Below are 23,886 nucleotides of genomic sequence, written 5' to 3'. Positions count from 1 at the left end.
TTTCACTTTTTTAATAAAAAATGACATTCCAAACAAAAAATACACAACTTTTTACCTGAACAAAAATGTAAGCAATAAAAAAAGATGCCCCCAAAAGTCCAAAGACTTTCAAGAAACATCTTCAATGATTTACAAAGAAACTTCGATCTCATCCAAGCTCGGCAGTGCATCAATCGCTCCAATTTTAGTGCACACAAGAGCTCCGACCTTATTGGCAAACGCCACAATCTCACGCAGTTTCACAAAATCTGTTTCTACAGATTGAATCTGATCCGTGTTTGCCAATTGATATAAAGCCGCACCGACAAAAGCATCTCCCGCCCCTGTTGAGTCAATTGATGTCACAGGAATGCTTGGAATGATTTCACGGTCTTTTCCATTGGAAAGAAGCGTTCCGCTTTTCCCAAGTGTCACAGCGACAATGTTGGCTCCGATCTCATGAAGGATCGCAACTCCCTTTTCATGATCCTTCACACCGCTTATAATCTCAAGCTCCTCGTCACTGACTTTCACAAAATCACTTACAGCGATCGCTTTTTTCGCAACACTTACAAACTCTGAGACTCTTCCCCTCCATAAATCTTCACGGTAGTTAGGGTCAAACGAAATAAACTGTCCATTGTCTTTCGCAATCGACATCAGCCGTAAATAGGCTGAGCAAAACGGATCCGATAACAGTGCCGTCGCAGAGCCGAAATGAAGGATTTTCGCTCCGTTTAGTTTTTCCTGGTCAATATCCTCCAGCGTAAACAAAGCGTCCGCGCCTCTATTAAAAACAAAGTCACGCTCTCCATTTTGTTTTAATGAAACAAAAGCAAGCGTTGTAGGCGCTTTCTCATCCATCACCAGCATAGAGGTATCGACATGTACAGCGTCCAATGTTTGCTTCAGAAAATACCCAAACGGATCCTTTCCTACTTTTCCGCTGAAAGCGGCGTCTCCGCCCAGCTTGGCAATCGCTGCTGACACATTCGCCGGTGCACCCCCGGCACTTTTCAGGAATTGGCGCCCTTCCATTAAATCAACGTCAACATCGGTACAAAAGAAATCAATCAACAATTCCCCAATACAAACTACAGAATGACTACGCATATTATCACACTCATTTATAAAGTCTAGATTACAGTCTCAGTATATTACTTTCTGCCATAAATACAACATTGAATATTAAAAATTTTACATATATTTATCTCGCAGACCTTTGCTCCAGCTCAGAGATGATGTGTTTATATCTTTTTTCCGTTAAAGGATAGAAGGCGATAAGAATAATAGAAAGCAAAATGAAAAATCCCGGAATCAAAGCATTCATATTTTTAATCGCATTCAATGACGCAACTGTCTGGTCTGTATTCGCCACATACCCGGCGATTCCTAAATAGATGGCCGAAAATGACCCGGCCAACGCCACACCCAGCTTATTGATAAAGCTCATGCTCGAAATCACCACACCATCCGCGCGAATTCCGGTTTTCCATTCCGCATAATCGACACAATCCGCAACCATTCCCCAAGCAAGCGTATTTAAAGGCGTTGTGAAAAATCCCGAAGCGAAAAGCCAAATGAAAATGAGTGGAATTGAAGAATACGGCGTAAAATGCAGGCCGGCATAAGAAATAAGCGATAGAGCTGCCGTGATGATCATGACTTGTTTTCTGCCCCACTTCTCAGAAAAGAAAGGAATAAACAAATTACTGATCAGCGCTGCCCCGAAAAATAAAACGGTGCCCATAAACACGAACTCTTTATGGTTGACGTTATACGTAAAATAATACACCATCGTGCTGAGCTTAATATTAAACCCGATCGCAAAAGCCAAAAATGATGAAATTAACATAAGCAAGGGTTTATTTCGGAATAAAACGGATAACGTCTTTTTGATCCCTTGTTTTTTTCTCTTTTTAGGCTGAATTCGCTCCCGTACAGTAAAGAAACTAAATAGATTCAAAACGATGCTGACAGCCGCATAGATGAGCGCCGTCATCTGAAATCCAAACGCCTGATCCTCTCCTCCGATAGCAGTTGCAAGCGGTGTCGCACAGGAAATGGATAAAAGAATGCCGATATACACCAAAATCATCCGGGTTGTGGTCAGAACCGTTCGTTCCTCCACCGAATTCGTCATCCGCCCCGTTAAGCTGTTCACCGGGATCGTTTGCATACTAAAGGACATCCCAAGCAGAATATAAGTGACATACGCATATACCATATTTCCGGTCTCACCGAAATGAGGCGTCGTGAAACATAAGAATGTGAATAGCGCAAAAGGAAATGCCACCCACAGCAAATAGGGCCTTGCTTTTCCCCACCTTGTATTCGTTTTATCTAAAATCAATCCCATGATCGGGTCAAAAATAGCATCCAGCACACGCACAACAAGAAACAAAGTTGCGATCACCGCAGGCTGAATGCCGCCGACGTCTGTATAATAGAATAATAAGTATGCGTTTACAAACTGAAAGATAATATTATACGACATATCGCCGAATCCATAGCCGATTCGTTCAAACCAGGACAGTCCGGTACTGGATTTTGACTGATGCTTCACTTTCATTGCCGTTACTTTTTCTGTTTCAATCATCATTTCCCACCCCAAGAATCCGTTTTCATTTCCAGTAAACAAGAGGGAGAATACGAAGATCCTCCCTGTTCACTCAGCGATTTGGATACACCATCACTTTTAAACATTCATTCTTAAATTGAAGCGCCCGCTCCATCGCATCTTGCGTCTGCTCCAGCGAATATTGGTCCGTTACTAGATGCTTCGTGTCCACAATGCCTGAAGCAAGAAATTCGATTCCCTTTGGATACGTATTGGCATAACGGAAGATCCCGTAAATATCAATCTCATTATCCGCAATAAACGGTACGTTGAGCGGAATCTCGTTCTGTGAAGGCAAACCGACAATCGCCAATTTTCCGCCCCGGCGCACAGAAGCCAGTGCGGATTGCAATGCCGCTGGATTCCCTGCTGTTTCCCAAGCAACATCAACGCCTCTATCATTCGTGATCGTTTTAATCTCTTCAAGTGCATCCTGTTCACGTATATTAATAATGTGAGTCGCTCCCATTTTTTTCGCAGCTTCTAACCGCAGCGGCTCTAAGTCGGTGACAATGATTGTGCCTGCCCCAAATGCTTTAGCTGCGGCAACAGCCATTAACCCAACAGGGCCCATCCCCATAATCGCAATCGTTGATCCGGGCTGTAGCTTCGTTCTGGCCGCCGCATGGATGCCGACAGAAAACGGCTCGATCAAAGCAGCATCTTCATAAGAAAGTGAGTCTGGGATTAAAAAAACAAAGTCCTGACGCATTTTAATATATTGGACAAACGCGCCGTCTACCGGCGGTGTAGCCAAAAACTGTACATCCGGGCAAAGATTATAGCGCCCTTCTTTGCACGCTTCACAGCGTCCGCACGTAACACCAGGTTCAACAGCGACGCGGTCACCGACTTTGAATTGATCGACAGCTGATCCGACAGCGGCAATTTCACCCGCGCATTCATGGCCAAGAATAAATGGTTTTTCCACAACGTAGTTGCTGATTCGGCCATTCGTATAGTAATGCAGATCAGATCCGCAAATTCCGACAGCCATCACCTTAATCAACACTTCATCATGATTGATATCAGGCACAGGCAATGTTTCAATTTTGATCTCTCTTGTGTTGTGCATAACAGCCGCTTTCATGTTTTGAGGTACTGTGTGAGTCATTTGGCAAGTTCCTTTCTTTAGAAAATAAAATGTAAGTGCATACATTTTGTTTTCTCTGTTACTGCCCCCATTTTATCTGCTTTTCAACACGTTCAACAGCCTTTCCTGCTGTATAAAAGGACAGCGGCACTGTACTTTTATTTTTTCATATACAAAAAACGCTGGATTGATAAAATAGTACTAATAGGAGGTGCAGGCTTATGGCTGAACTTGAAAACCGAAAACAATTTGCACAACTGCTGGCACCTGGCGTCAAAACGCTAAAACTTCATCCTGATTATAAAGTCAGAAGGAAAAAGAATGAAGAATCAGGACAGTCTTACATAGATAAAATCGCACTCCAGCTGGGAGTCTCCCCAAACACGATCAAAAGCTGGATCGGACAGATGGGGGCAAACTACATTCCCGGAAGAATTGACGACGGAAAACTGTTCGGAATGATCTGGATCATTCTCGAAAAGACCGACTTGGATATCGAGTGGTTGACCGACTTGCTGGAAGCCACCACTATCCCAGTCATCAAACCCGCATTGCCTGTATGGGCAGCATCTTGTTTGAAAAAAGCGAAAATACTGCGAAAAGACGGATTATTCGGGGCTCCGAGTGAAGACGAAATTGAAAATGTAGTAAAACGGCTGTTTCATGACAGACCCGGCCATGAAACGAATGCGCTTACAGAACAGCCTATCACTCATAATTTACCCTCACGCTGGTCCGGACGCTTTATCGGGCGCAGCTTTGATATGGAAGCAATACGGCAATGGATGCTTTCTCCGTCACCAGTCTGTTTAATCACCGGCTGGGCTGGTATGGGTAAAACCACAATCGCTCTTGAAGCCGCCTATTCCTGTGTCGGCGATACTTCAGATTGGCCCGCATTCAACAGCATCATCTGGGTCAGCGCTGATTGGAAAGGATTGAGCTTTAGCGATTTTTTAAATACGATCGCCTATCAGCTCGGGCGCACAGAACAAATCGATAAATCAATCAATGAAAAACGGTTCGTCGTCCGCAATGCGTTAGCTAATTACACTAGAGAAAAACCGATCCTGCTGATCGTTGACAGCATTGATACTGCAGAACGTGACATTCATGAATTTATCACCAGCCTTCCGCAAGGCGTGAAAGTTCTCCTCACAGCGCGGGAAAACGTAAAGCAAACCTATCGGGAAAGCTTCGGAGAAATGACAGCTATTCAGCTGAGCGGCCTTGACCAAACAGATGCCTTGGATTTTTTTCAGCAAGAAGTGCACCGATGCTTACAAACATGCAACATTCAAAATAAACGGGAAAAGCTGGAGCAGCTGTTACATCTATCATCTGACCTGAAAAACGAATTCATTTCAGCGACTGCCGGAAACCCGAAAGCCATGGCACTCAGCATTGCCTATATGTCAGACGATGACATCCCCGCTCAGCAGCTGATTCATGAGCTTGGAAAAGCAGGCTACTCACTGCTGGAATTGTTTGAATTCCTCTTTGGCCGCACCTGGGATAGATGCAATGAAGATACGCGAAAGCTATGGCAGACGCTTTGCTTTTTCAGCAAGCCGCCTGATGAAAAAAGCCTGGCGGCAGCAGCCGGATTAGACGCCCGCCGTTTTCATTACGCTATGGAACAAATGCGGTCATATGCGCTGATTCAGCCGGAACGAAGCGAAGGAAGGACACAATACTTAGCGCACCAAACCGTTGTCGCTTACGGAGAACGGCACTTGTCCGAACAACACGAATATGAAAAAGAAGCCCGCAATCGCTGGGCTTACTATTATATTGATTATGCTGAAACCCATTTAAAGCGGGAACAGCCAAACTCTATCTATTGGAGCTACCTGCTGGGACGGAATTTAGATCAAATGAAACAAGATTGGCCAAACATCTTAAAGGTCATCCAATGGGCAAGCGACACCGATCAAAAAGAAATCCTAATCGAACTCATCACCCGAATTAGCCATTTTCTAAGCAGAATCAACCTTCCCCTGCGTATCGAATACGGATGCAAAGCCGCCGACGCCGCCCATCAATTAGGCAAACACACACGAGAAGCGTACTTCCGAATCGACACAGCAGGCTGGGCTCTGATGGAAGTCAATGATTTAGACAGGGCCTTACAGCAAATTGAAGCCGGGCTGAGGATTCTGGAACAATCAGACGCTCACGATGCCTATGATCTAAAGGTTTGGGGACACGCACTCAAAGCAAGGCTTTTTTTAAAAGACGGGCAACAGGAAAATGCAGAGACCATTTTAAACGAAATCGAAAATCAACCGATTTCCCCTACCATTCAACACAGAGTTCTATTGGTTCGCGGTGACTTAAGCTTTGCGAAAGGTTATCATGTAGAAGCCATTCAATTATACGAAGCGGCAAATGAAATCAGCTCCACGTACGGCGGCGAAAAAACGATAGAAGCCTATTTCAATCTGGGTGTCGCTTACGTGAAATGTGGTCAATTTGAGAAAGCGGAAGAAGCCTTTGAGCAAATGCTCTATGACAAACATAACGCCAATCAGGTTGAGCTGATCTATTATTATTATGGGATGGCACAGTTGTTGTACCGTAAAGGAGATCATGCGGAAGCTATGGAATCTAATCAGAAGGCGATTCGTTTGATTGATTCTTGGGAGCCTGCGATTGGGATTCGTGGGGAGGTCGAAGGACTGGAAATGGTAATTAAAGAAAACGACTAGTACGCATAGTAGTTCTGTCAGCAATCTCACTCAGTTTCTTTATTATAAATAGGAAAGGCCAACTGAAGTCGCAGTTGGCCTTTCGTTATATAGATTCCTTTAGTTCAAAATGTCTTTATCTCAGCTCGCCATCCAAAGGTACAATGACTTCATCTAACATCTTTCTCCACTGACGCTTCAACTCTGGTCTGTATTTCAACGGTTTTGCATCTGGATGCACGGCTTTATACTGATCAAATTGCTTGCTATTGATGATTCCCCCGATATTCGGAATAGGATCTGCCCCTATCACATATTGAACTGCAGATAAATACACCGGATTTTTCAGACATTGAGTTTTATGGAGAAAACGCAGTGAAGATCTATGATATTGATTCAACGTATATTGATCGACTATTAGAAACATACTCGGCCAATAACCAGAATATCCGTGATGAGATCGAAAGCGCACTTCAAAAACTTGAGAAATCAGACATTGTTAAAGATGTATACCGTGAGATGTTAAATGCCATTGATACGAAAAAAGTAGATGAAGAGGAAGATATTCTTGTAGTGAAAAGACGCTTCTTCACGAAAGACGCAGCCAAGCAGTTAGGGAATTTGCGAATACATAAAACCAATAAAAAGAGACCCCTCGTACATTCATCGAATGTATGAAAGGTCTCTCTAATCCCTGATATTTTAAGTCTTCTTAGAGTAAAAAAACTTCTGAATCCCTAAATATCAAGGGCCTAGGAGGGCAGATTACATCATTCCACCCCATGCATTGCCCCTATTTATGTCCTTTTTTCACCTGATATCTCACCATTTTTTATTTTTTAGACCCATATATCCACATGTTGTGATGATTTATATGAGAGGATTTCATAAAACGTACGATAACTCCTTTTAATATAAGAAGATCTTCATTCATCATAGGGCCTTCTTCCGGCCGGCTTTTAATTCTTTTTAAAGGCTTGTACATGTTCAAGCAAAAACATTGCAACTGTCCCAACCTTTTTAACAGGCTTGAGCTTCCGTGAAGTCACAAGAGTAGCTTAAACGTGCCAAGCAGCTATCCCGCTTCCGCTGCAGTCAAAACTTCTTTCTGGATAAACTTAATTCTTTCGCTTTCTTTCATATCGCCTTTCTCTCCACATTATAATGGTCCCTTTTAACAAGGTAATAGCAACGGCTATCATCAATACGGTATGCGCAATACTCTCAGATATACCTCAGTCGATCAGGTTAATTGCAACGATCCCAGTAATCAAAATGAGCAAAACGACAATATCTCATGAACTGTATAAAAATATTTTTTCATACTTATATAATAACTGTTTACAACCTTAAATAGGTATTGTGTAGAATAGGAATTAAGTTTTGTTTTTTTCATATAGGGCCCATTATGGAAAAAATCATGTTAATTTAGAGAGGGAGGTGAAAAGTTTGAATAGAATAAAGACTCAAAGGTCCAAGGAGAACTCAAATTATACAAAAACAGTAATCACACTTTCACTTTTAGCTAATGTGATTATCTTGCTATTATTTTTTTCGCCTTTAGAGTATAAGGGAGAGGTGAATTTTAATATAACCATCTTTCCTCGTATAAATGCTGTTCTAAATAGTTTTACGTTCATCTTTCTTATAGCAGCTTTAATTTTTATAAAAAAGCATAACATAAAACTTCACAGAGCTTTCATACTTGCAGCATTTTCTTCAACAATATTATTTTTATTTTCATATTTAACTTACCACTTCTTATCTCAAGAGACCACTCATTATGGAGGAGAAGGGCTCGCCAAATACTTTTACTACATTATTCTAACTTCTCATAGTATTCTTGCTGGTATTGTCGTACCTTTAGCGTTATTTTCATTAATTTGGGGTTTAACAATGCAGACACAAAAACACCGAAAAATAGTACGTTGGACAATGCCAATTTGGCTGTATGTTAGCCTTACGGGTGTTTTGGTTTATTTATTAATTTCTCCATATTACTAGTGATAAAAAAACGCTCCTATATAGGAGCGTCGTTTTTCAACCGAATAATTGTTCACACATATCTTTTGCCCCAGCCCAGCTTATTCCGCCAGTTACTGCTGCACATAATACACCACATGCAACTGCTCCCCAACCTCCAGTTACAGCTGTACAAGCAGCAATACAAGCAAATTTAGATCCTGTACCAAGAACTGCACCTACGATAGCACTACATAAACTTGATTGCTTAAAATCAGCAGACTTTCCTGAAATAAAATTTTCATCTAATTTATTTCCGTCTTTATCAATTGTAACAGAGTATTTTGCTCCTGATTCTACGTTTATGACTTCAGCTTTTACAGTCTTATCATCTAGTTTTTCAACTTTTTGTTTTAAAGTTACAAATTTTTCGTTATTAACGTCAACAAAATACTGGTTATACTCAATCTTATCTTTACTATCACCTAGCTTTTCTGCGATAATTACAGCTTTGTCTTTATCATTTTCGACTACTGCAGCTTTTTCTTTATCCAAAGCTAACGTGTTCACATTATTGTCTTTTAATATTTCAATAGTTTTATTTAGATCTTTTGTGGTAGGCGCTACTAAAGGATCTGTTTTCTCACAGGTTGGACACTTTTCCTCCGCTTGAACTATTGACGTACTTCCGAACATTAGTGTTATCATAGTAAATGTTAACACTACAGCTAAAAGCTTTTTCATAGAACATCCTCCTAATCGTTATTTACATACTATATTTTACCAAAGATTCTACTATATTAAATGGGTTTATTTAACTAAATTGGAAGAGGTGTTTTGTCATGACCAAAAAATTCTCTAAATTAATAACAGTTGTTTTCGTAATAACTTTAGTAAGTCAAATTGTATTTTATTCTCTAAATAAAGACTTTAACTTTTTCTCTTGGAACTTTATCTCAACCTTCATAGTCTATTTTCTAGTTTTATTAGTTTTATCTTTTTTTACAATGAATTTTTATAACAAAAATAAATAACTCCCTCTCTCTCTATGAGAGGGAGTTATTTATTTCAATAACCTTCAATTTTTTTCGGTCTATAAATCTAACTGTAGAAAGCCCTTCTAGCTATAGGCGTCGGCGGTAACCCAAACAAGAGATTCAGATAGGTAAAATGACATAGTTAAAATTGACCATTTCACCACTTTTGTATCACATTTAGTCTGTTTCTTCATTTCCCCATGGTAAAATCTTGTTGGAGCTATTCAAACGAAAGGATATGAACATGAAAGTATTTGAAGCCAACTCACTGCTTTCAGAAGCAGATAGACGTGCAAAGGAATACAAAGAATTAAGAAGTCAGATGGTCAATCTAAAAAAGGCTTTTAAAGCTGTAGCTGATTTAGATGACAGTGAGTTTTCCGGCAAAGGTGCTGACAACATTAAAGCATTTTATCAAGACCACGCAGGTGTAGCTGGCGATTGGATTGACTTACTTGATATGAAAATTGCTTTCTTGGCAAGTATTTCAGGCATTTTAGAGGACGCCAGCTTATCTGATGCATATATAGAAGAATCCTTCTTAGAACACGAGCTGGCTAACGCCTACACAAAATCAAAATCCATTATGTCTGAACAGAAGAAAGCGATGAAAGATATTTTAAATGATATCGACGATATTCTTCCGCTTGATTTGTTCTCGACAGAAGACTTCAAAGACGAACTTGCAGATGCAGAGGACAAACGTAAAAAAACAGTCGATAAATTAGGAAGCGTGGATGAAGCACTTGTTACTGAATATGCCCAGTCAGAGCCAAACGAGCAATTCATCAAGAAGGACTTCCAAAAGCTTGAGGAATCCACAGGCAAAGGCAAAAACGCTACGCCCATTCACTACAACGCCAAGGCGTACCGTGAAAGTGACATACATAAGAAAAAAGGCGATATTGAGAAACAGACTGAAGTTTATTTGAAGATCAAGAAAGATGAAGCGAAAGAACGAGAAATCAAAGAATTGAAGAAGAAGCTAGCTGACGGAGTGACTGATCCGGATGAATACTTAGAAATTGCCAAGAAGGTCGGCTATGAGAATCTTACCCCTGAACAGCTCCAGTATGTGGTACAGCTTGAACAAGCAAAACAGCTGAAGGCCGTCGGTGAAAGTGTAATCAATACCGGTAAGACAGTAATTGACTTCGTCGACGGAGTTAATGATGGAATTGACGATGTGATTGACGATACGATATATGGCGTCAAAGACTTGGTTGTTGGTACATGGGAATATTCACAGCTTCCCACCGAACTAAAACTCACAAAAACAATTTCAACAGTTTTAAGCGCGCCCTCTTATTCAAAAATCATCTGGACAAACCTGATCGACTCATGGAATGATAAAATGGTAAATGGCGATGCATACGAAAAAGGGCATTATATCAGTTATGCGATAGGAAATATCGTTGGCCCAAAAGGGTGCAGGTGCCGCAGTGCAAACGACTACCAAGCTTTCTAAAGTAGGTAAAGTAGTTGAAGGTGGAACAGCCGCTGCTCATGTCAATAAAGGGCTTTTAAAGGGAAAAGACTTTATTAACCCCTTATTAAAAAATAAATATGAACCTGCACTTGTAGGGATAGCTAAAGATATTGACAATACGTATAATGCAAAAAATACTCCTTTGTTAAAAAGTATTATTGAAAATCAAAAAGAGAGTATTTTAACTAAATCTACAACATCTAATTTCAGTTCGGGTAATGGAAAGTATACCACAGGTACAATGAAGCACATCTACCATGGAGAAATAAATAAACGCGGTAAAGCAGTTGGTTATCACCATGAAAGTATGATGGGCGGAAAAATTATTCAGGGTACGGAAAAAAAACCTGATAAAAACGGAGTTTATATGGCAAAGGTTGAGGTTGACGGTGTTAAAAAAATAGCTGATTCTAGTTTCTTCCCAAGAGAGTGGAACCGTGCAGATGTATTAAAAGCTATTGATGAAGCTTACCAAACTAAAAAGCAAATCGGCTCAAATAAATTCAGGGGCATGTCTGCGTCGGGTATAAAAATAGAAATGTATTTAAATAAGGATGGAACAATAGCAACTGCATACCCGTTATATAAAAAATAATCTTGAAGGTGAAATAACATATGAAATATCCATATAAATTTGAAGAAGATCCATTTGGTGATTTAGGAATAGTATTGCCAGAAGAAATCAGTATTTTCTCTGATTTCATTGAAAACATCGCTACAGAAGAACAAGCCAACGAGTATATAGATTACATTGAGAAGGTTTTAGAAGGGATATATGAAGATTTTGAGATTGAGTTAAATGCTACAAGTGTTCTCATTAAAAAAGATGTGACAATTGTTGAAAACTCTTTTAGGATAGAAGAACCCTATGAAAACTCAATTGAAACCGATCAATTTAGAGAATTGCTATTAATATGGCAAGATAAAATTCCGGACATATTTAAAGGCTGAATAAAATTAAAACTCTTCTTACATAAAGAAGGGTTTTACATATCGAGGCGGAGATTTCATATGATTGAATGGGATTTCGGAGAGCAACCTGTTAGTAACAAGGAAATTAATGAAGTAGAAGACACATTACAAGTAAAGTTCCCAAAAGATTATTTAGAATATGTCAAAATCTATTCGGCGCTACCCCCTTTCCTGAAACTTTTGATCTTGAAGATAGGGAAGAAATTGCATTCTGATACTTACATAGCTTCCATAAAGAAAGCGAGTCATATATAGTAAACGTTTCTAATCGTTATCGAGACGGTAAAATGCCAGATAAAATAATATCAATTGCAGATGACGTGTTTGGCAAAAAAGTCTGCTTCGATTTTAGAAAAGGACTCAGTATTCCTTTTTTGCTTTTGTTTTCGGTCCATAAATGCCATGTATGCCCGTACATACTACACAGGTTTATTTACACATCAAAAAAGACAGAAAAAAAGAAGCTTCTCACAAGTTCAGTGAACTCATGAGAAGCCTCGAAAATTTATAAATGGATCAATAGGGCATAAAAATGACGTCCGTTGCCGACAACCCCTTGTAAATCAAGGGTTTTTTGTCGGTTTTACATCATGCCGCCCATACCGCCCATGCCGCCCATGTCAGGCATTCCGCCGCCAGCGTTTTCTTCTGGCTTGTCAGCGACAACAGCTTCAGTAGTTAAGAACATTGCAGCTACAGACGCAGCGTTTTGAAGAGCTGAGCGTGTAACTTTCGTTGGGTCAACGATACCTTTTTCGATCATGTTTACCCATTCGCCAGTTGCAGCGTTGAAGCCTACGCCGATTTCTTCGTTTTTGAGGCGCTCAACGATGACAGATCCTTCAAGGCCAGCGTTGTGTGCGATTTGACGGATTGGCTCTTCAAGCGCGCGAAGCACGATGTTGATACCTGTTTGAGCATCGCCTTCAGCTTCAACTGCAGCGACTTTGTTATATACGTTTACAAGCGCTGTACCACCACCGGATACGATGCCTTCTTCAACAGCTGCGCGAGTTGAGTTCAAGGCGTCTTCGATGCGAAGTTTACGCTCTTTCAGCTCAGTTTCAGTCGCAGCGCCGACTTTGATGACAGCTACGCCGCCAGCAAGTTTCGCAAGACGCTCTTGTAATTTTTCTCTGTCGAACTCAGAAGTTGTTTCTTCCACTTGAGCGCGGATTTGAGTCACGCGGGCAGAAATTTTGTCTGTTTCGCCAGCGCCTTCAACGATTGTTGTGTTTTCTTTAGTAACGACAACTTTAGAAGCGCGTCCCAATTGAGCGATTTGAGTAGATTTCAGGTCAAGGCCAAGATCTTCTGTGATGACTTCTCCGCCAGTAAGGACAGCGATGTCTTCAAGCATTGCTTTACGGCGGTCACCGAAGCCAGGAGCTTTAACAGCAACTGCGTTGAATGTGCCGCGAAGTTTGTTCACAACAAGTGTTGCAAGTGCTTCGCCTTCAACATCCTCAGCGATCAGAAGCAATGGTTTGCCTTGCTGAACAACCTGCTCAAGCACAGGAAGGATTTCTTGAATGTTTGTGATTTTTTTGTCTGTGATTAAGATGTAAGGATTGTCAAGAACCGCTTCCATCTTATCAGAGTCAGTTACCATGTAAGGAGACGCATATCCGCGGTCGAATTGCATACCTTCAACAACTTCAAGCTCAGTTGTGAAGCCTTTAGACTCTTCGATTGTGATAACGCCGTCGTTTCCTACGCGCTCCATTGCTTCAGCGATAAGGCTTCCGACTTCCTCGTCAGCAGCAGAGATCGCAGCAACCTGAGCGATAGACTCTTTGCCTTCGATTGGCTTAGAAATTTCTTTTAAGTTTTCGATCGCAACCGCTACAGCTTGTTCCATCCCTTTACGCACGCCTACAGGGTTAGCGCCTGCTGTTACGTTTTTAAGGCCTTCACGGATCATTGCTTGCGCAAGAACTGTTGCAGTTGTTGTACCGTCACCGGCAACGTCGTTTGTTTTGCTGGCTACTTCAGCAACAAGCTTAGCACCCATGTTTTCAAAAGCGTCTTCTAGCTCGATTTCTTTAGCGATTGTTACACCGTCATTTGTGATTAACGGAGAACCGAATTTTTTCTCTAGAACCACGTTGCGTCCTTTTGGTCCTAAAGTTACTTTAACAGCATCAGCAAGTGCATCGACACCGCGAAGCATTGCGCGGCGAGCTTCTTCACTAAACTTAATTTCTTTTGCCATGTTTACAAGACCTCCTCAAATGTTTTAAATATTGTTTATTTAAGAATTAGCCAATAACAGCTAAAATGTCGCTTTCACGTAAGATTAAGTATTCAGTACCTTCGTATTTCACTTCAGTACCTGCGTATTTTGAGAAGATAATGCGGTCGCCCTCTTTTACTTCTAAAGCAACGCGCTCTCCGCTTTCTAACACGCGACCTGAACCAGCTGCCACGATTTTGCCTTCTTGCGGTTTTTCTTTTGCAGAATCCGGCAACACAATTCCGCTGGCAGTTTTTTCTTCAGATTCTACGAGTTCAATGACAACGCGATCACCTAATGGCTTTAACAATGTAATAACCTCCTCAATAGTATGAATATGTAATTTTAGCACTCAGCACTAAAGAGTGCTAACACAATTCTTATAATAAAGAATCTCCCTTCCAATTTCAAGTGATAAGATAAAAAATTTTTCACGCTTACATCATTCTTTTCCGCTCCCTTTTCCGTTAGCTTTTTCACCCCCGTACCGATTATGTTACAATAGCTGTAGATGAACGAAACCCACTTAACAAAGGAGTACATACCATTTGAGAAAACAGTATTGGTTTATTATTTTGACATATATCATCATGCAGTTTTCCGCATTAATCGCGATTCCCTTGTTATTTAAATTCGGTTATGCCGGAGGACAGCCTACAGATGAAAATATGCTGCATGCACAAGGATTATGGTCCGTTATCAGCTTTATCGCCTGTCTCGTTGTTGTTCTGCTCATTCTGAGAACCGTTCCGAAAGAAACGCTGCGAAACGGACAGAAGGACTCAATCGGACTTTCTATCCTTTGGGCGATAGCCGGTTTTTTCATTGCCCTTTTCTCTCAAGGAATAGCAGGCTCTATTGAATATTATGTTTTTGGCATCGGAAGAGAATCAGAAAATACACAAGCGATTCTGGATGTCATTCAGGCAGTCCCGCTCATGATTATCGTTTCTTCCATCGTCGGGCCTATATTAGAAGAAATCATCTTCAGAAAAATCATTTTCGGCGCGCTGTACGAAAAAACGAATTTCTTTTTTGCAGGACTGATCAGCTCGGTTATCTTCGGTATTGTTCACGCTGATTTGAAGCATCTCCTTCTATATACAGCAATGGGCTTTACCTTTGCCTTTTTATATGCGAGAACAAAACGGATATGGGTGCCGATTTTCGCCCATTTAATGATGAATACATTCGTCGTCATCATGCAGCTTGAGCCTGTTCGGAATTACCTTGAACAGCAGAGCACACAAATGCAATTGATTATTGGAGGATTATTTTTATGAGAAACCCGGTAGTTTGGGGAATGATCTACTTTGCCGTAGGGTGCATCTTTACTTATCTTGCCGCAAGCTCGCCAGGCAGCATGTGGTCATTTTACTCCATCCTGCTGATGGTGTTCGCCGCTTACAACATCAGCATTTCTTTTAAGATGTTCGCCTTTTCATTTAAAATCAAAAAGAACCAGAAATAAAGAAAATCCATTTCTCGCATGAGAAATGGATTTTTTATTATTGCCCAGAAGACACGTCCCGATCGGCTGCACTGCTTTTCTGTGCTTTCCGATAAGCGGCCTTCGATATAAGGATACTGATTTCATATAAAATCAAAAGCGGGACTGTGACCATCATATGGGACAGAAGCTCAGGCGGTGTAATCAGGGCTGCGATCACCAGCAGCGTAAAATACGCATACTTTCTGATTTTCGCCAAGAACATCGGTGTCACAATTCCGAGCCTGGTCAAAAACATGAGGATGACCGGCATTTGGAACAGCAGTCCAAACGGAATCGTCAGCTGCAGAAGAAAATGAAAATATTCATTAATTCCGATCACCTGATTGACATTCAAGTCCTGAGAAATCCGCTTCATAAAATCAACAACAAAAGGAAATAAAATATAATATGAAAAAGATAAGCCCGCTAAAAACAGCAAAATAGAGATCGGAATGTAGCTGAGCGTTACTTTGCGCTCTTTCTCATAGAGGCCCGGGCTCACAAAAGCCCAAAGCTGATAAAGAATAACCGGCGAGGTCAAGACTATGCCAATGATAAACGCAAATTGCATAAACACATAAAGCGGGTCTGTCAGGTTAAACGCGTTAAGCGTAAGCTGCTTCGCTTCATCTGTTTCTTGCAGATACACAATAATCGGCTTTGCTAAAAAAAATCCAGCAATAAAGAAAACGACAAACGCCAGCGCTACAATCAGCAACCGTTTTCGAAGCTCAGCAATATGCTCCAGCAGCGACATTTGATTCACTTTCATTCGTGTCATCCTAACTTACTGATCTTCTTTCTTTTTTTCCTCTTCATCACTCGTTAATCCTTTAGTAGCGTTTTTGAATTCACGAAGTGTGTCTCCCGCTGCTTTCCCCAATTCAGGCAGCTTTTTGGGACCGAAGATAATCAGAGCAACGATTGCGATAACAGCAAGGCTTCCAGGACCGATCGGCATATTTGGGCTCCTCCTTTCCCTCTATTCGATTTCCTCTAAAACTGAATAATGCTTCAAAAAATAAACCAGTGACTGAAGCTCAACTGCTAAATCTATATGATGAATTCGAATGTGTTCCGGCACATTCAAACGGGCCGGCGTAAAATTAAGGATTCCCTTGATTCCTAATGCGACCAATCTGTCTGTAATGGATTGAGCGGCAACTGCAGGCACTGTAAGAATGGCAACTGATTCATCTTTTACGTGTTGTTCAAGGTCATCAAGGTTATAGACGGGCACGCCGCCTACCTCAGTTCCTATTTTACTCTCATTTATATCAAAAGCCATAGAAATTTTTGTGTTATTATTTTTTGTGAAATTATAGTGAAGAAATGCCGTTCCCAAGTTCCCGACACCAATCAAGATGACGTCTGTCATCTCATCCTGATCAAGCGTTTTTCGGAAAAAAGACAGCAAATAATCCACATTATATCCGTATCCTTTTTTGCCAAGAGCTCCAAAATAGGAAAAATCCCTCCGAATCGTGGCAGAATCAACCTTTACGGCATCACTGAGTTCAGCGGATGATACACGCTGTTTTCCTGACGCATGAAGATTCTTTAAAAAGCGATAGTAAAGCGGCAGCCGTTTCGCCGTCGCCTGCGGAATTTTTGATTGATCCTTATTCATTTTTGGTCCTCCAAATTATACTCGGATAGTTCTCTTTTAAAGTCACCGTTTTTCCCGCCTGTCTTCTCCAGCAAGAAAGTAGGGCCGATGACCATCCCCTTATCAAGAGCCTTGCACATATCGTAAACGGTAAGAGCGCACACCGATGCAGAAGTGAGCGCTTCCATTTCCACACCTGTACTCCCTTTCGTTTTGACCTGTGCTTTTATATGAAGTATAACTTCTGCTTCTTTTATTTTCCAGTCAAACGATATATCTACCCCGCTCAATGAAAGCGGATGGCACATCGGAATGATATTCGACGTTTGCTTTGCGGCCATAATGCCTGCCACCTGTGCGACAGCCAGTACATCTCCTTTGCCGATATCGTGACTCTGTATTTTCTCGTACACCTCATTCTTCATGTGTACGCTTGAAACAGCCGCCGCAGTACGGACAGTCGAAGATTTTTCGCTAATATCCACCATCTGGGCTCTGCCCTGTTCATTAAAATGAGAAAATCCATTCATATTAAAACGCTCCTTAAACAGATCATACACTATTTTCTTCTCTATGTCTTATATGGCCAATGTATTGTTTGCTGACTTCTGGTTCATAAGCTACACTTAACTTATTATAGCAGAGGTGAAATAATATGATGATCTTACAAGTTAATCAGCTGTCCAAATCGTTTGGTGCTGATACTATTTTAAACAATATAAAGCTGGAAGTCAGAAATCGTGATCGCATCGCCATTGTAGGAAGAAATGGCGCCGGAAAATCCACGCTCCTTAAAATTATCGCAGGCCAGCTTTCGTATGAAAAGGGCGAAATTATTAAACCGAAAGATATTACAATGGGATATCTCGCCCAGCATACTGGCTTGGATTCTAAGCTTACCATAAAAGAAGAGCTGCTGACTGTTTTTGACCACTTAAAAGCAATGGAAAAGGAAATGCGGGCTATGGAAGAAAAAATGGCGGCAGCTGACCCGGGTGAATTAGAAAGCATCATGAAAACCTACGACCGCCTTCAGCAGGAATTCAAAGATAAAGGCGGCTATCAATATGAAGCGGATGTAAGATCTGTGCTGCATGGTCTCGGCTTCAGCCATTTTGACGATTCTACACAGGTTCAAAGCCTCAGCGGAGGCCAGAAAACAAGACTGGCTTTAGGTAAGCTTCTGTTAACACAGCCTGATTTGCTCATTCTCGATGAGCCGACAAACCATCTGGATATTGATACGCTTACCTGGCTTGAGCATTATTTGCAAGGCTATTCAGGCGCCATCCTCATCGTTTCGCATGACCGCTACTTTTTGGACAAAGTAGTAAACCAGGTATACGAGGTATCAAGAGCAGAAAGCAAAAAGTATCACGGCAACTATAGCGCTTATCTCGACCAAAAAGCCGCGCAGTATGAGAAAGATATTAAAATGTATGAAAAGCAGCAGGACGAGATTGCAAAGCTGCAGGACTTCGTAGACCGAAATCTGGCGAGAGCCTCTACCACCAAAAGGGCGCAAAGCCGCCGAAAGCAGCTGGAGCGAATGGAAGTCATGTCAAAACCGCTCGGCGATGAAAAATCCGCAAACTTTCATTTTGATATTACAAAACAGAGCGGAAACGAAGTCCTTCGTGTTCAGGATCTCACAATCAGCTATGAAAACCAGCCGCCGCTTTTAACAGAAGTGTCATTCATGCTCACAAGAGGAGAAAGCGCAGCGCTTGTCGGCCCTAACGGAATTGGTAAATCGACATTACTGAAAACATTGATAGACACCCTAAAACCAGATCAAGGAACGATCTCATACGGCTCAAATGTCAGTGTCGGCTATTATGATCAGGAACAGGCTGAGTTGACTTCCTCTAAACGTGTCCTTGATGAGCTGTGGGACGAGTACCCCGGGCTCCCAGAAAAAGAAATCAGAACGTGTCTCGGAAATTTCTTATTCTCCGGAGATGATGTGCTGAAACCAGTTCATTCACTGAGCGGAGGCGAAAAAGCAAGATTGGCTCTAGCTAAGCTGATGCTTCAAAAAGCCAACTTTCTCATCCTTGATGAACCGACGAACCATCTGGATTTAGACAGCAAAGAAGTTCTCGAAAACGCGCTGATTGATTATCCAGGCACACTGTTATTTGTCTCACATGACAGATATTTTATTAACAGAATCGCCACAAGAGTATTGGAGCTTTCTTCAAGCCATATAGAGGAGTATCTGGGAGATTACGATTATTATACAGAGAAAAAAACAGAGCAGCTTGAATTGGAGAAAATAAATCAGCAAGAAGAAACTGAAAAAACGCCAGCTACAGTGAAATCTGACTCCAAACGTTCCTACGAGGAAGAAAAAGAATGGAAAAAGAAAGAGCGCCAACGACTCCGTCGGATTGAAGAAATTGAAACCACTGTTCAAACCATTGAAGAGAACATCAGCCGCAATGATGAATTGCTATGTGACCCTGAAGTCTATCAGGACCATGAAAAAGTACAAGCTATCCATGCAGACAATGAGAAGCTTAATCAGGAGCTGGAATCTCTTTTGTCCGAATGGGAAGAACTATCCACAGAAGAAGATTAAAAAAGTCAAGCACCTCTTTTTAGAGGTGCTTTTTATCCACAGAACATACCCTAATAAGCAAAACAAAGTAAGCGCTTTATACACAATATCCACAAAATATTCTGAATTTATCCACTTTATTAACAGCGACTTCAGCCCTTTATCCATCTATATCTCTATAATTACTCACAGACATGTGGATAAATTGTGAATTGTCTGTTAATAACAAACAGATAAAAAGTCTCACGCTATTATCTCGTGAGACTTTTATAAGAAGTCAATTCAAGGCCGGGCTGGCCATTCATATCATATGCACCGCGAATTCCTTTTTCAAAAGCAATTGTACCAGCAGCAGCAATCATCGCAGCATTATCCGTGCATAAAGCTAATGGAGGAATGACAAGCGTAATCCCTTCATGCTGGGCAAATTCCTTTTCTAATGCAGCTCTGAGGCCTCTGTTTGCAGCTACTCCTCCGGCTAAAAGGACCTGTTTGACATCATATTCCTTTGCCGCGCGCGCCGTTTTGGTTACCAAGACATCGATCACACTATTTTGGAAACTGGCAGACAAATCTTCCGGAGCAATCTCTTGCCCTTTTTGGGATGCATTATGAAGCGTATTGATCACCGCAGACTTCAATCCGCTAAAGCTGAAGTTGTAAGAGCCTTCTTCAAGCCATGCGCGAGGAAGCGGAATATTGTCATTCCCTTTTTCAGCTAGCTTGTCAATTTGCGGTCCACCCGGATATGGCAATCCCATCGTCCGCGCCACTTTGTCGTAAGCTTCTCCTGCCGCATCATCAAGGGTTTCCCCAATGACTTCAAATGATCCATGTTCCTTCATATAAACTAGTTCTGTATGGCCTCCTGAAACGACCAATGCCAGTGCCGGGAACACGATGTCTTCTACAAGACGGTTCGCGTATATATGACCGGCTATATGATGAACGCCTACTAACGGAATGTTATGGGCAAAGCTCAATGCTTTAGCGGCATTCACTCCGATAAGAAGCGCTCCCACCAGTCCCGGACCTTCTGTTACTGCAATCGCATCAATATCACTATACGTCATGCCAGCTTTGCGAAACGCCTCTTCTATAACCAAAGTGATTTGTTCAACATGATGTCTTGAAGCAATTTCCGGAACAACGCCTCCGAAGCGCTTATGGCTTTCAATTTGAGAGGCTACTACGTTTGAAATGATCTCTTTCCCGTTTTTCACAATAGCTGCAGCAGTCTCATCACAGCTTGTTTCAATTCCTAATACGTACATGTCTTTTTGCTCACTCATTTATCGTCACCCACATAATTAACGCATCTTCCCCGTTATCAGTATAATAGTTCTTTCTTATTCCGCCGGGCTGCATCCCGAATTTCTTATATAAGCCTTGAGCAGGATGATTCGAAACCCTCACTTCAAGCGAAAGCCGCCTTGCGTCTTTTTCTTTGCACAGTTCAACAGCTGAGCGAAAAAGCGTTTCTCCTAAAGACTGGCCGCGATACTCTGGTTTTATCGCTATATTTGTAATCTGGGCATCATCCATCACAATCCAAATCCCGCAATACCCAACAACATGGCCGTCCTTTTCAATCACGAGATAATGAGCATATGGATTTTCCAGCAGCTCATGATAAAACGAATCCTTCGTCCAAGGAGACGTAAAGGAGGATGCTTCGATTTCGTATACGTGATCTATATCTTCAAGCCGCATATTTCTGACCGCTGCTTTTGTTTTCATCCTATCACCCTACTTTTGACTTTCAATCCATTTCGCTTCAGCTTCTGCCAGCCGCAAGTAATCCGGGACAAGCCCATGAACATCAGCTGCTACCTTTTCCTTCCCGAGAAAAGCCAATTCTGAAGGACGCGGGTTATGCTGGGCAGCAGTTCCAATGAATCCTTTTGTTCTAAGAACATCCTTTATCATTTGCTTGTGAATAGAAGTGTCGTGACCTAAAAACAAAACAGGACGACCCTTTTCTTTTAGCATCTCCAGCCAATCTGCCAGCATCACATTTTGATCTGGAACAACTCTCTCTAAAAGTCCATTTTTATATTGATACAGACCTGTGTACACCTGTCCCCGTCTAGCATCAAAGATTGGGCTGATCAGACCGTCAAAATGCCGGCCATTTGCCGCAAGCGTCTCAAGACTTGATACAGCACTTATTGGAATGTCTAAAGACCAGGCAAGTGTTTTGGCCAACGTCACACCTATTCTTACTCCTGTGTATGAACCTGGGCCTTTTGCAACGACAATTTTAGAAAGGTCCTGCGGTGCCATATCACAATCATTCAGCAATGAATGAACAGCAGGCATCGCTCTTACAGAGTGGTTCTTTTTCAAATATGTAATGTATTCTGCTATAACAGTGTCTTCTCGAAGCAGCGCAATGCCCAATGTATAATTTGATGTATCAATTGCTAATATTGTCATGTCTACTTAACTCCTCACAAAGCATTTCATACCGATTCCCGACAGCAGTAAAGGTAATTTCCCGCTCATCATCACCAGCTCTTTTGATGACAATTTGCAGTCGCTCCTGCGGCAGCTGTTCTTCAATTAAATGAGCCCATTCAACGAGACAGACACCTTGTCCGTGAAAATATTCATCAAGTCCCAAATCTTCACTTTCATCTTCCATTCTATACACATCCATATGATAAAGAGGAAGTACGCCATCGTTATATTCTTTTATAATTGTAAAAGTCGGACTGTTTACAATACGTGTAATTCCCAGCCCTTCTGCAAAACCTTTCGTAAAAGTCGTTTTTCCTGCACCTAAATCGCCCTCTAATGTCAGGACGTCTCCCGGTTTAGCAAACGATGCCGTCAGCTTGGCAATTGCTTTTGTTTCTTCTGGATTTACAGTTCTCCATTTTAATTGCTTCACACGAGTCACCCGTCTTATTTAAAATGATTATATCCCTTTTTCTCTAAGATCATTGATGTTTGATCTGTTTTTAGGATCACTTTAGATTTTGTTTTTTCCCTGACATGGCCAATCTTTGTAATGGGAAGTTGACGTGCTGCGCACTGCTGCTTCAACACTTCCCACTCCTCTTTTGAAACCGTCCCTGTCAGCTCAAAATCCTCACCGCCAAACAAAGCCCATTCTTTCCAGTTAGGATGAAGCTTAGGTAAATCAGAATGAATTGGAAGCATGCTTTCATCAATTTCAATTGAAACACAGCTGGCTTCTGCAATCTCGTTCAGTTCACTAGCCAATCCGTCACTAACATCATTTAAAGCTGCCCGTTCAAGACTCGAGCATAATCTGCCGACACTTACTCTTGGCTCAGGCCGTTTATGCCTGTGGATAAAGTAATCCGTGTCAATAGAAGAATTTTGAGGATGAGTCTCCTCTAATAATAAAGAAAGTCCTGCTGCAGAAGAACCGATTTCACCGGTTACAAACACAATATCATTCGGTTTTGCTAAGCTGCGCAAACAGGCCTGTCCCTTTTCAATTTCACCGATCACAGTGACTGTAACGACTAATTTGTCAGCGGTAGAAACTGTATCGCCGCCAATCAGATCCATATGATATAGTTTCGCCAGTTCATTCATTCCTTCATACATCGCCTTGATTTCAGATTCAGTCCATTTTGAAGGTACCGCAAGTGATACCAAATAAAATTTCGGAATGCCTCCCATCGCGGCAATATCACTTATATTAACGGCTAACGCCTTATACCCGATATCTTCAGGTGAGGAATAGTGTAATTTGAAGTGCACGTCTTCTACCATAGTATCAACACAAACAATTTCCTGAACGCCGTGTTTCGCAGTGTAGAGCGCTGCATCATCACCTATTCCTACATCAACGGAAGAATGGTGAATGGTCCGCGGAGTAATGCTATGTATCAAATCAAATTCATCCATGAACCAAAATCTCCTTTCACCCCTGCATATGCCTATATGTGCTCTTCCTAGTTTATCGAATTTTGCTGGAATATCCAAGATGTTCCCGATATAAAGAAAGCTTGGCTATGACACCAAGCAGAAGATACAGTAATAGAAAACACAAAAAAAAACGAAAACATGATCGTTTCGTTTACATTAATGGCGGTCCGGACGGGACTCGAACCCGCGACCTCCTGCGTGACAGGCAGGCATTCTAACCAACTGAACTACCGGA

22 protein-coding genes and 3 pseudogenes are annotated in these 23,886 nt (G+C 41.5%); 9 read left to right on the top strand and 16 right to left on the bottom strand.

The features are described 5' to 3' along the window. Nucleotides 1-129: 129 nt before the first annotated feature. The 3 genes from SB658_RS18210 to gutB all read right to left on the bottom strand — a co-directional run bounded on the left by SB658_RS18210 (nucleotide 130) and on the right by gutB (nucleotide 3,713). Nucleotides 130-1,092: a carbohydrate kinase family protein gene (locus SB658_RS18210; protein ID WP_069703746.1), complete on the bottom strand. Its 963-nt coding sequence runs from the start codon at nucleotides 1,090-1,092 to the stop codon at nucleotides 130-132. A 94-nt stretch (nucleotides 1,093-1,186) separates the two neighbouring features. Continuing rightward, on the bottom strand, nucleotides 1,187-2,578 hold the full coding sequence (locus tag SB658_RS18205) for an MFS transporter (protein ID WP_029726587.1): 1,392 nt from the start codon (nucleotides 2,576-2,578) through the stop codon (nucleotides 1,187-1,189). Between the two features lie 73 nt (nucleotides 2,579-2,651). Next, complete coding sequence (gutB, locus tag SB658_RS18200) at nucleotides 2,652-3,713, bottom strand: sorbitol dehydrogenase (RefSeq protein WP_120363281.1); 1,062 nt, start codon at nucleotides 3,711-3,713, stop codon at nucleotides 2,652-2,654. Between the two features lie 200 nt (nucleotides 3,714-3,913). Here gutB and gutR point away from each other — a divergent pair, with 200 nt between their 5' ends. After that, complete coding sequence (gene gutR, locus SB658_RS18195; RefSeq protein ID WP_113713044.1) at nucleotides 3,914-6,403, top strand: glucitol operon transcriptional regulator GutR; 2,490 nt, start codon at nucleotides 3,914-3,916, stop codon at nucleotides 6,401-6,403. A gap of 115 nt (nucleotides 6,404-6,518) precedes the next feature. On the opposite strand, the pseudogene SB658_RS18190 reads toward gutR, so the two are convergent. Beyond that, nucleotides 6,519-6,716: pseudogene (locus tag SB658_RS18190) on the bottom strand (hypothetical protein); the annotation flags it as partial. A 2-nt stretch (nucleotides 6,717-6,718) separates the two neighbouring features. Here SB658_RS18190 and SB658_RS18185 point away from each other — a divergent pair. Together SB658_RS18185 and SB658_RS18180 are read left to right on the top strand one after the other, a co-directional pair. Next, nucleotides 6,719-7,014: pseudogene (locus SB658_RS18185) on the top strand (type I restriction endonuclease subunit R, EcoR124 family); the annotation flags it as partial. Between the two features lie 808 nt (nucleotides 7,015-7,822). Next, entirely contained in the window at nucleotides 7,823-8,386 is a 564-nt protein-coding gene (locus SB658_RS18180) for a DUF420 domain-containing protein (protein ID WP_080320323.1), read from the top strand. A gap of 36 nt (nucleotides 8,387-8,422) precedes the next feature. Here SB658_RS18180 and SB658_RS18175 read toward each other — a convergent pair whose 3' ends face one another. Then, nucleotides 8,423-9,088, bottom strand: coding sequence for a hypothetical protein (locus SB658_RS18175; RefSeq protein WP_041336758.1), 666 nt, complete (start codon nucleotides 9,086-9,088; stop codon nucleotides 8,423-8,425). Nucleotides 9,089-9,625: 537 nt separating this feature from the next. On the opposite strand from SB658_RS18175, the pseudogene SB658_RS18170 reads away from it, so the two are divergent. The 3 genes and pseudogenes from SB658_RS18170 (at nucleotide 9,626) to SB658_RS18160 (ending at nucleotide 12,097) form a co-directional block, all read left to right on the top strand. Further along, nucleotides 9,626-11,465, top strand: a pseudogene (locus SB658_RS18170) (T7SS effector LXG polymorphic toxin). 20 nt (nucleotides 11,466-11,485) lie between these two features. After that, nucleotides 11,486-11,821, top strand: a complete 336-nt coding sequence (locus SB658_RS18165; protein WP_041336754.1) for a hypothetical protein — start codon at nucleotides 11,486-11,488, stop codon at nucleotides 11,819-11,821. 60 nt (nucleotides 11,822-11,881) lie between these two features. Beyond that, entirely contained in the window at nucleotides 11,882-12,097 is a 216-nt protein-coding gene (locus SB658_RS18160) for an SMI1/KNR4 family protein (RefSeq protein WP_041336752.1), read from the top strand. Between the two features lie 328 nt (nucleotides 12,098-12,425). Here SB658_RS18160 and groL read toward each other — a convergent pair whose 3' ends face one another. Beyond that, nucleotides 12,426-14,057, bottom strand: coding sequence for a chaperonin GroEL (groL, locus tag SB658_RS18155; RefSeq protein WP_003234067.1), 1,632 nt, complete (start codon nucleotides 14,055-14,057; stop codon nucleotides 12,426-12,428). 46 nt (nucleotides 14,058-14,103) lie between these two features. Then, nucleotides 14,104-14,388 carry a co-chaperone GroES gene (groES, locus tag SB658_RS18150; protein WP_003155970.1) on the bottom strand — a complete coding sequence of 95 codons (285 nt, stop codon included), beginning with the start codon at nucleotides 14,386-14,388 and terminating at the stop codon, nucleotides 14,104-14,106. A 238-nt stretch (nucleotides 14,389-14,626) separates the two neighbouring features. Here groES and SB658_RS18145 point away from each other — a divergent pair, with 238 nt between their 5' ends. Next, nucleotides 14,627-15,361 (top strand): CPBP family intramembrane glutamic endopeptidase, encoded by a 735-nt coding sequence (locus SB658_RS18145; RefSeq protein ID WP_003234069.1) that lies wholly within the window; start codon nucleotides 14,627-14,629, stop codon nucleotides 15,359-15,361. Next, complete coding sequence (locus SB658_RS18140) at nucleotides 15,358-15,549, top strand: YdiK family protein (RefSeq protein ID WP_003225680.1); 192 nt, start codon at nucleotides 15,358-15,360, stop codon at nucleotides 15,547-15,549. The genes SB658_RS18145 and SB658_RS18140 overlap by 4 nt, the downstream gene beginning before the upstream one ends. A 37-nt stretch (nucleotides 15,550-15,586) precedes the next feature. Here SB658_RS18140 and tatC read toward each other — a convergent pair whose 3' ends face one another. Genes tatC through moaC form a run of 4 tightly spaced genes read right to left on the bottom strand, consistent with a single transcriptional unit; the run spans nucleotide 15,587 to nucleotide 17,709 of the window. Beyond that, on the bottom strand, nucleotides 15,587-16,351 hold the full coding sequence (tatC, locus tag SB658_RS18135) for a twin-arginine translocase subunit TatC (protein ID WP_072174264.1): 765 nt from the start codon (nucleotides 16,349-16,351) through the stop codon (nucleotides 15,587-15,589). A gap of 6 nt (nucleotides 16,352-16,357) precedes the next feature. Next, nucleotides 16,358-16,531 carry a sec-independent protein translocase protein TatAY gene (gene tatAY, locus SB658_RS18130; protein WP_003234072.1) on the bottom strand — a complete coding sequence of 58 codons (174 nt, stop codon included), beginning with the start codon at nucleotides 16,529-16,531 and terminating at the stop codon, nucleotides 16,358-16,360. Nucleotides 16,532-16,552: 21 nt separating this feature from the next. After that, nucleotides 16,553-17,200 carry a redox-sensing transcriptional repressor Rex gene (locus tag SB658_RS18125; protein ID WP_003234073.1) on the bottom strand — a complete coding sequence of 216 codons (648 nt, stop codon included), beginning with the start codon at nucleotides 17,198-17,200 and terminating at the stop codon, nucleotides 16,553-16,555. Then, entirely contained in the window at nucleotides 17,197-17,709 is a 513-nt protein-coding gene (moaC, locus tag SB658_RS18120) for a cyclic pyranopterin monophosphate synthase MoaC (RefSeq protein ID WP_003243499.1), read from the bottom strand. The genes SB658_RS18125 and moaC overlap by 4 nt, the downstream gene beginning before the upstream one ends. Nucleotides 17,710-17,834: 125 nt before the next feature. Between moaC and SB658_RS18115 the strand changes: the two genes are divergently transcribed. Continuing rightward, nucleotides 17,835-19,763 (top strand): ABC-F family ATP-binding cassette domain-containing protein, encoded by a 1,929-nt coding sequence (locus SB658_RS18115; protein WP_032726746.1) that lies wholly within the window; start codon nucleotides 17,835-17,837, stop codon nucleotides 19,761-19,763. Nucleotides 19,764-19,993: 230 nt separating this feature from the next. On the opposite strand, the gene tsaD is transcribed toward SB658_RS18115, so the two are convergent. From tsaD to thiL, 5 genes are read right to left on the bottom strand one after another with little or no spacing between them, the layout of a single operon-like run. Further along, nucleotides 19,994-21,034 (bottom strand): tRNA (adenosine(37)-N6)-threonylcarbamoyltransferase complex transferase subunit TsaD, encoded by a 1,041-nt coding sequence (gene tsaD / locus SB658_RS18110; protein WP_015715342.1) that lies wholly within the window; start codon nucleotides 21,032-21,034, stop codon nucleotides 19,994-19,996. Then, nucleotides 21,027-21,482: a ribosomal protein S18-alanine N-acetyltransferase gene (gene rimI, locus SB658_RS18105; protein WP_015252683.1), complete on the bottom strand. Its 456-nt coding sequence runs from the start codon at nucleotides 21,480-21,482 to the stop codon at nucleotides 21,027-21,029. Before rimI ends, tsaD begins: the two co-directional genes overlap by 8 nt. Nucleotides 21,483-21,491: 9 nt before the next feature. Beyond that, nucleotides 21,492-22,181 (bottom strand): tRNA (adenosine(37)-N6)-threonylcarbamoyltransferase complex dimerization subunit type 1 TsaB, encoded by a 690-nt coding sequence (gene tsaB / locus SB658_RS18100; RefSeq protein WP_144500869.1) that lies wholly within the window; start codon nucleotides 22,179-22,181, stop codon nucleotides 21,492-21,494. Next, nucleotides 22,162-22,638, bottom strand: a complete 477-nt coding sequence (gene tsaE / locus SB658_RS18095) for a tRNA (adenosine(37)-N6)-threonylcarbamoyltransferase complex ATPase subunit type 1 TsaE (protein ID WP_064671829.1) — start codon at nucleotides 22,636-22,638, stop codon at nucleotides 22,162-22,164. Before tsaE ends, tsaB begins: the two co-directional genes overlap by 20 nt. Before the next feature lie 14 nt (nucleotides 22,639-22,652). Beyond that, entirely contained in the window at nucleotides 22,653-23,630 is a 978-nt protein-coding gene (thiL, locus tag SB658_RS18090) for a thiamine-phosphate kinase (RefSeq protein WP_064671828.1), read from the bottom strand. Nucleotides 23,631-23,886 lie beyond the last annotated feature (256 nt).

The sequence above is a fragment of the Bacillus sp. SIMBA_008 genome (assembly GCF_046535495.1).
Lineage (GTDB): Bacteria > Bacillota > Bacilli > Bacillales > Bacillaceae > Bacillus > Bacillus subtilis.
This window is presented reverse-complemented; position numbering and strand designations above follow the sequence as displayed.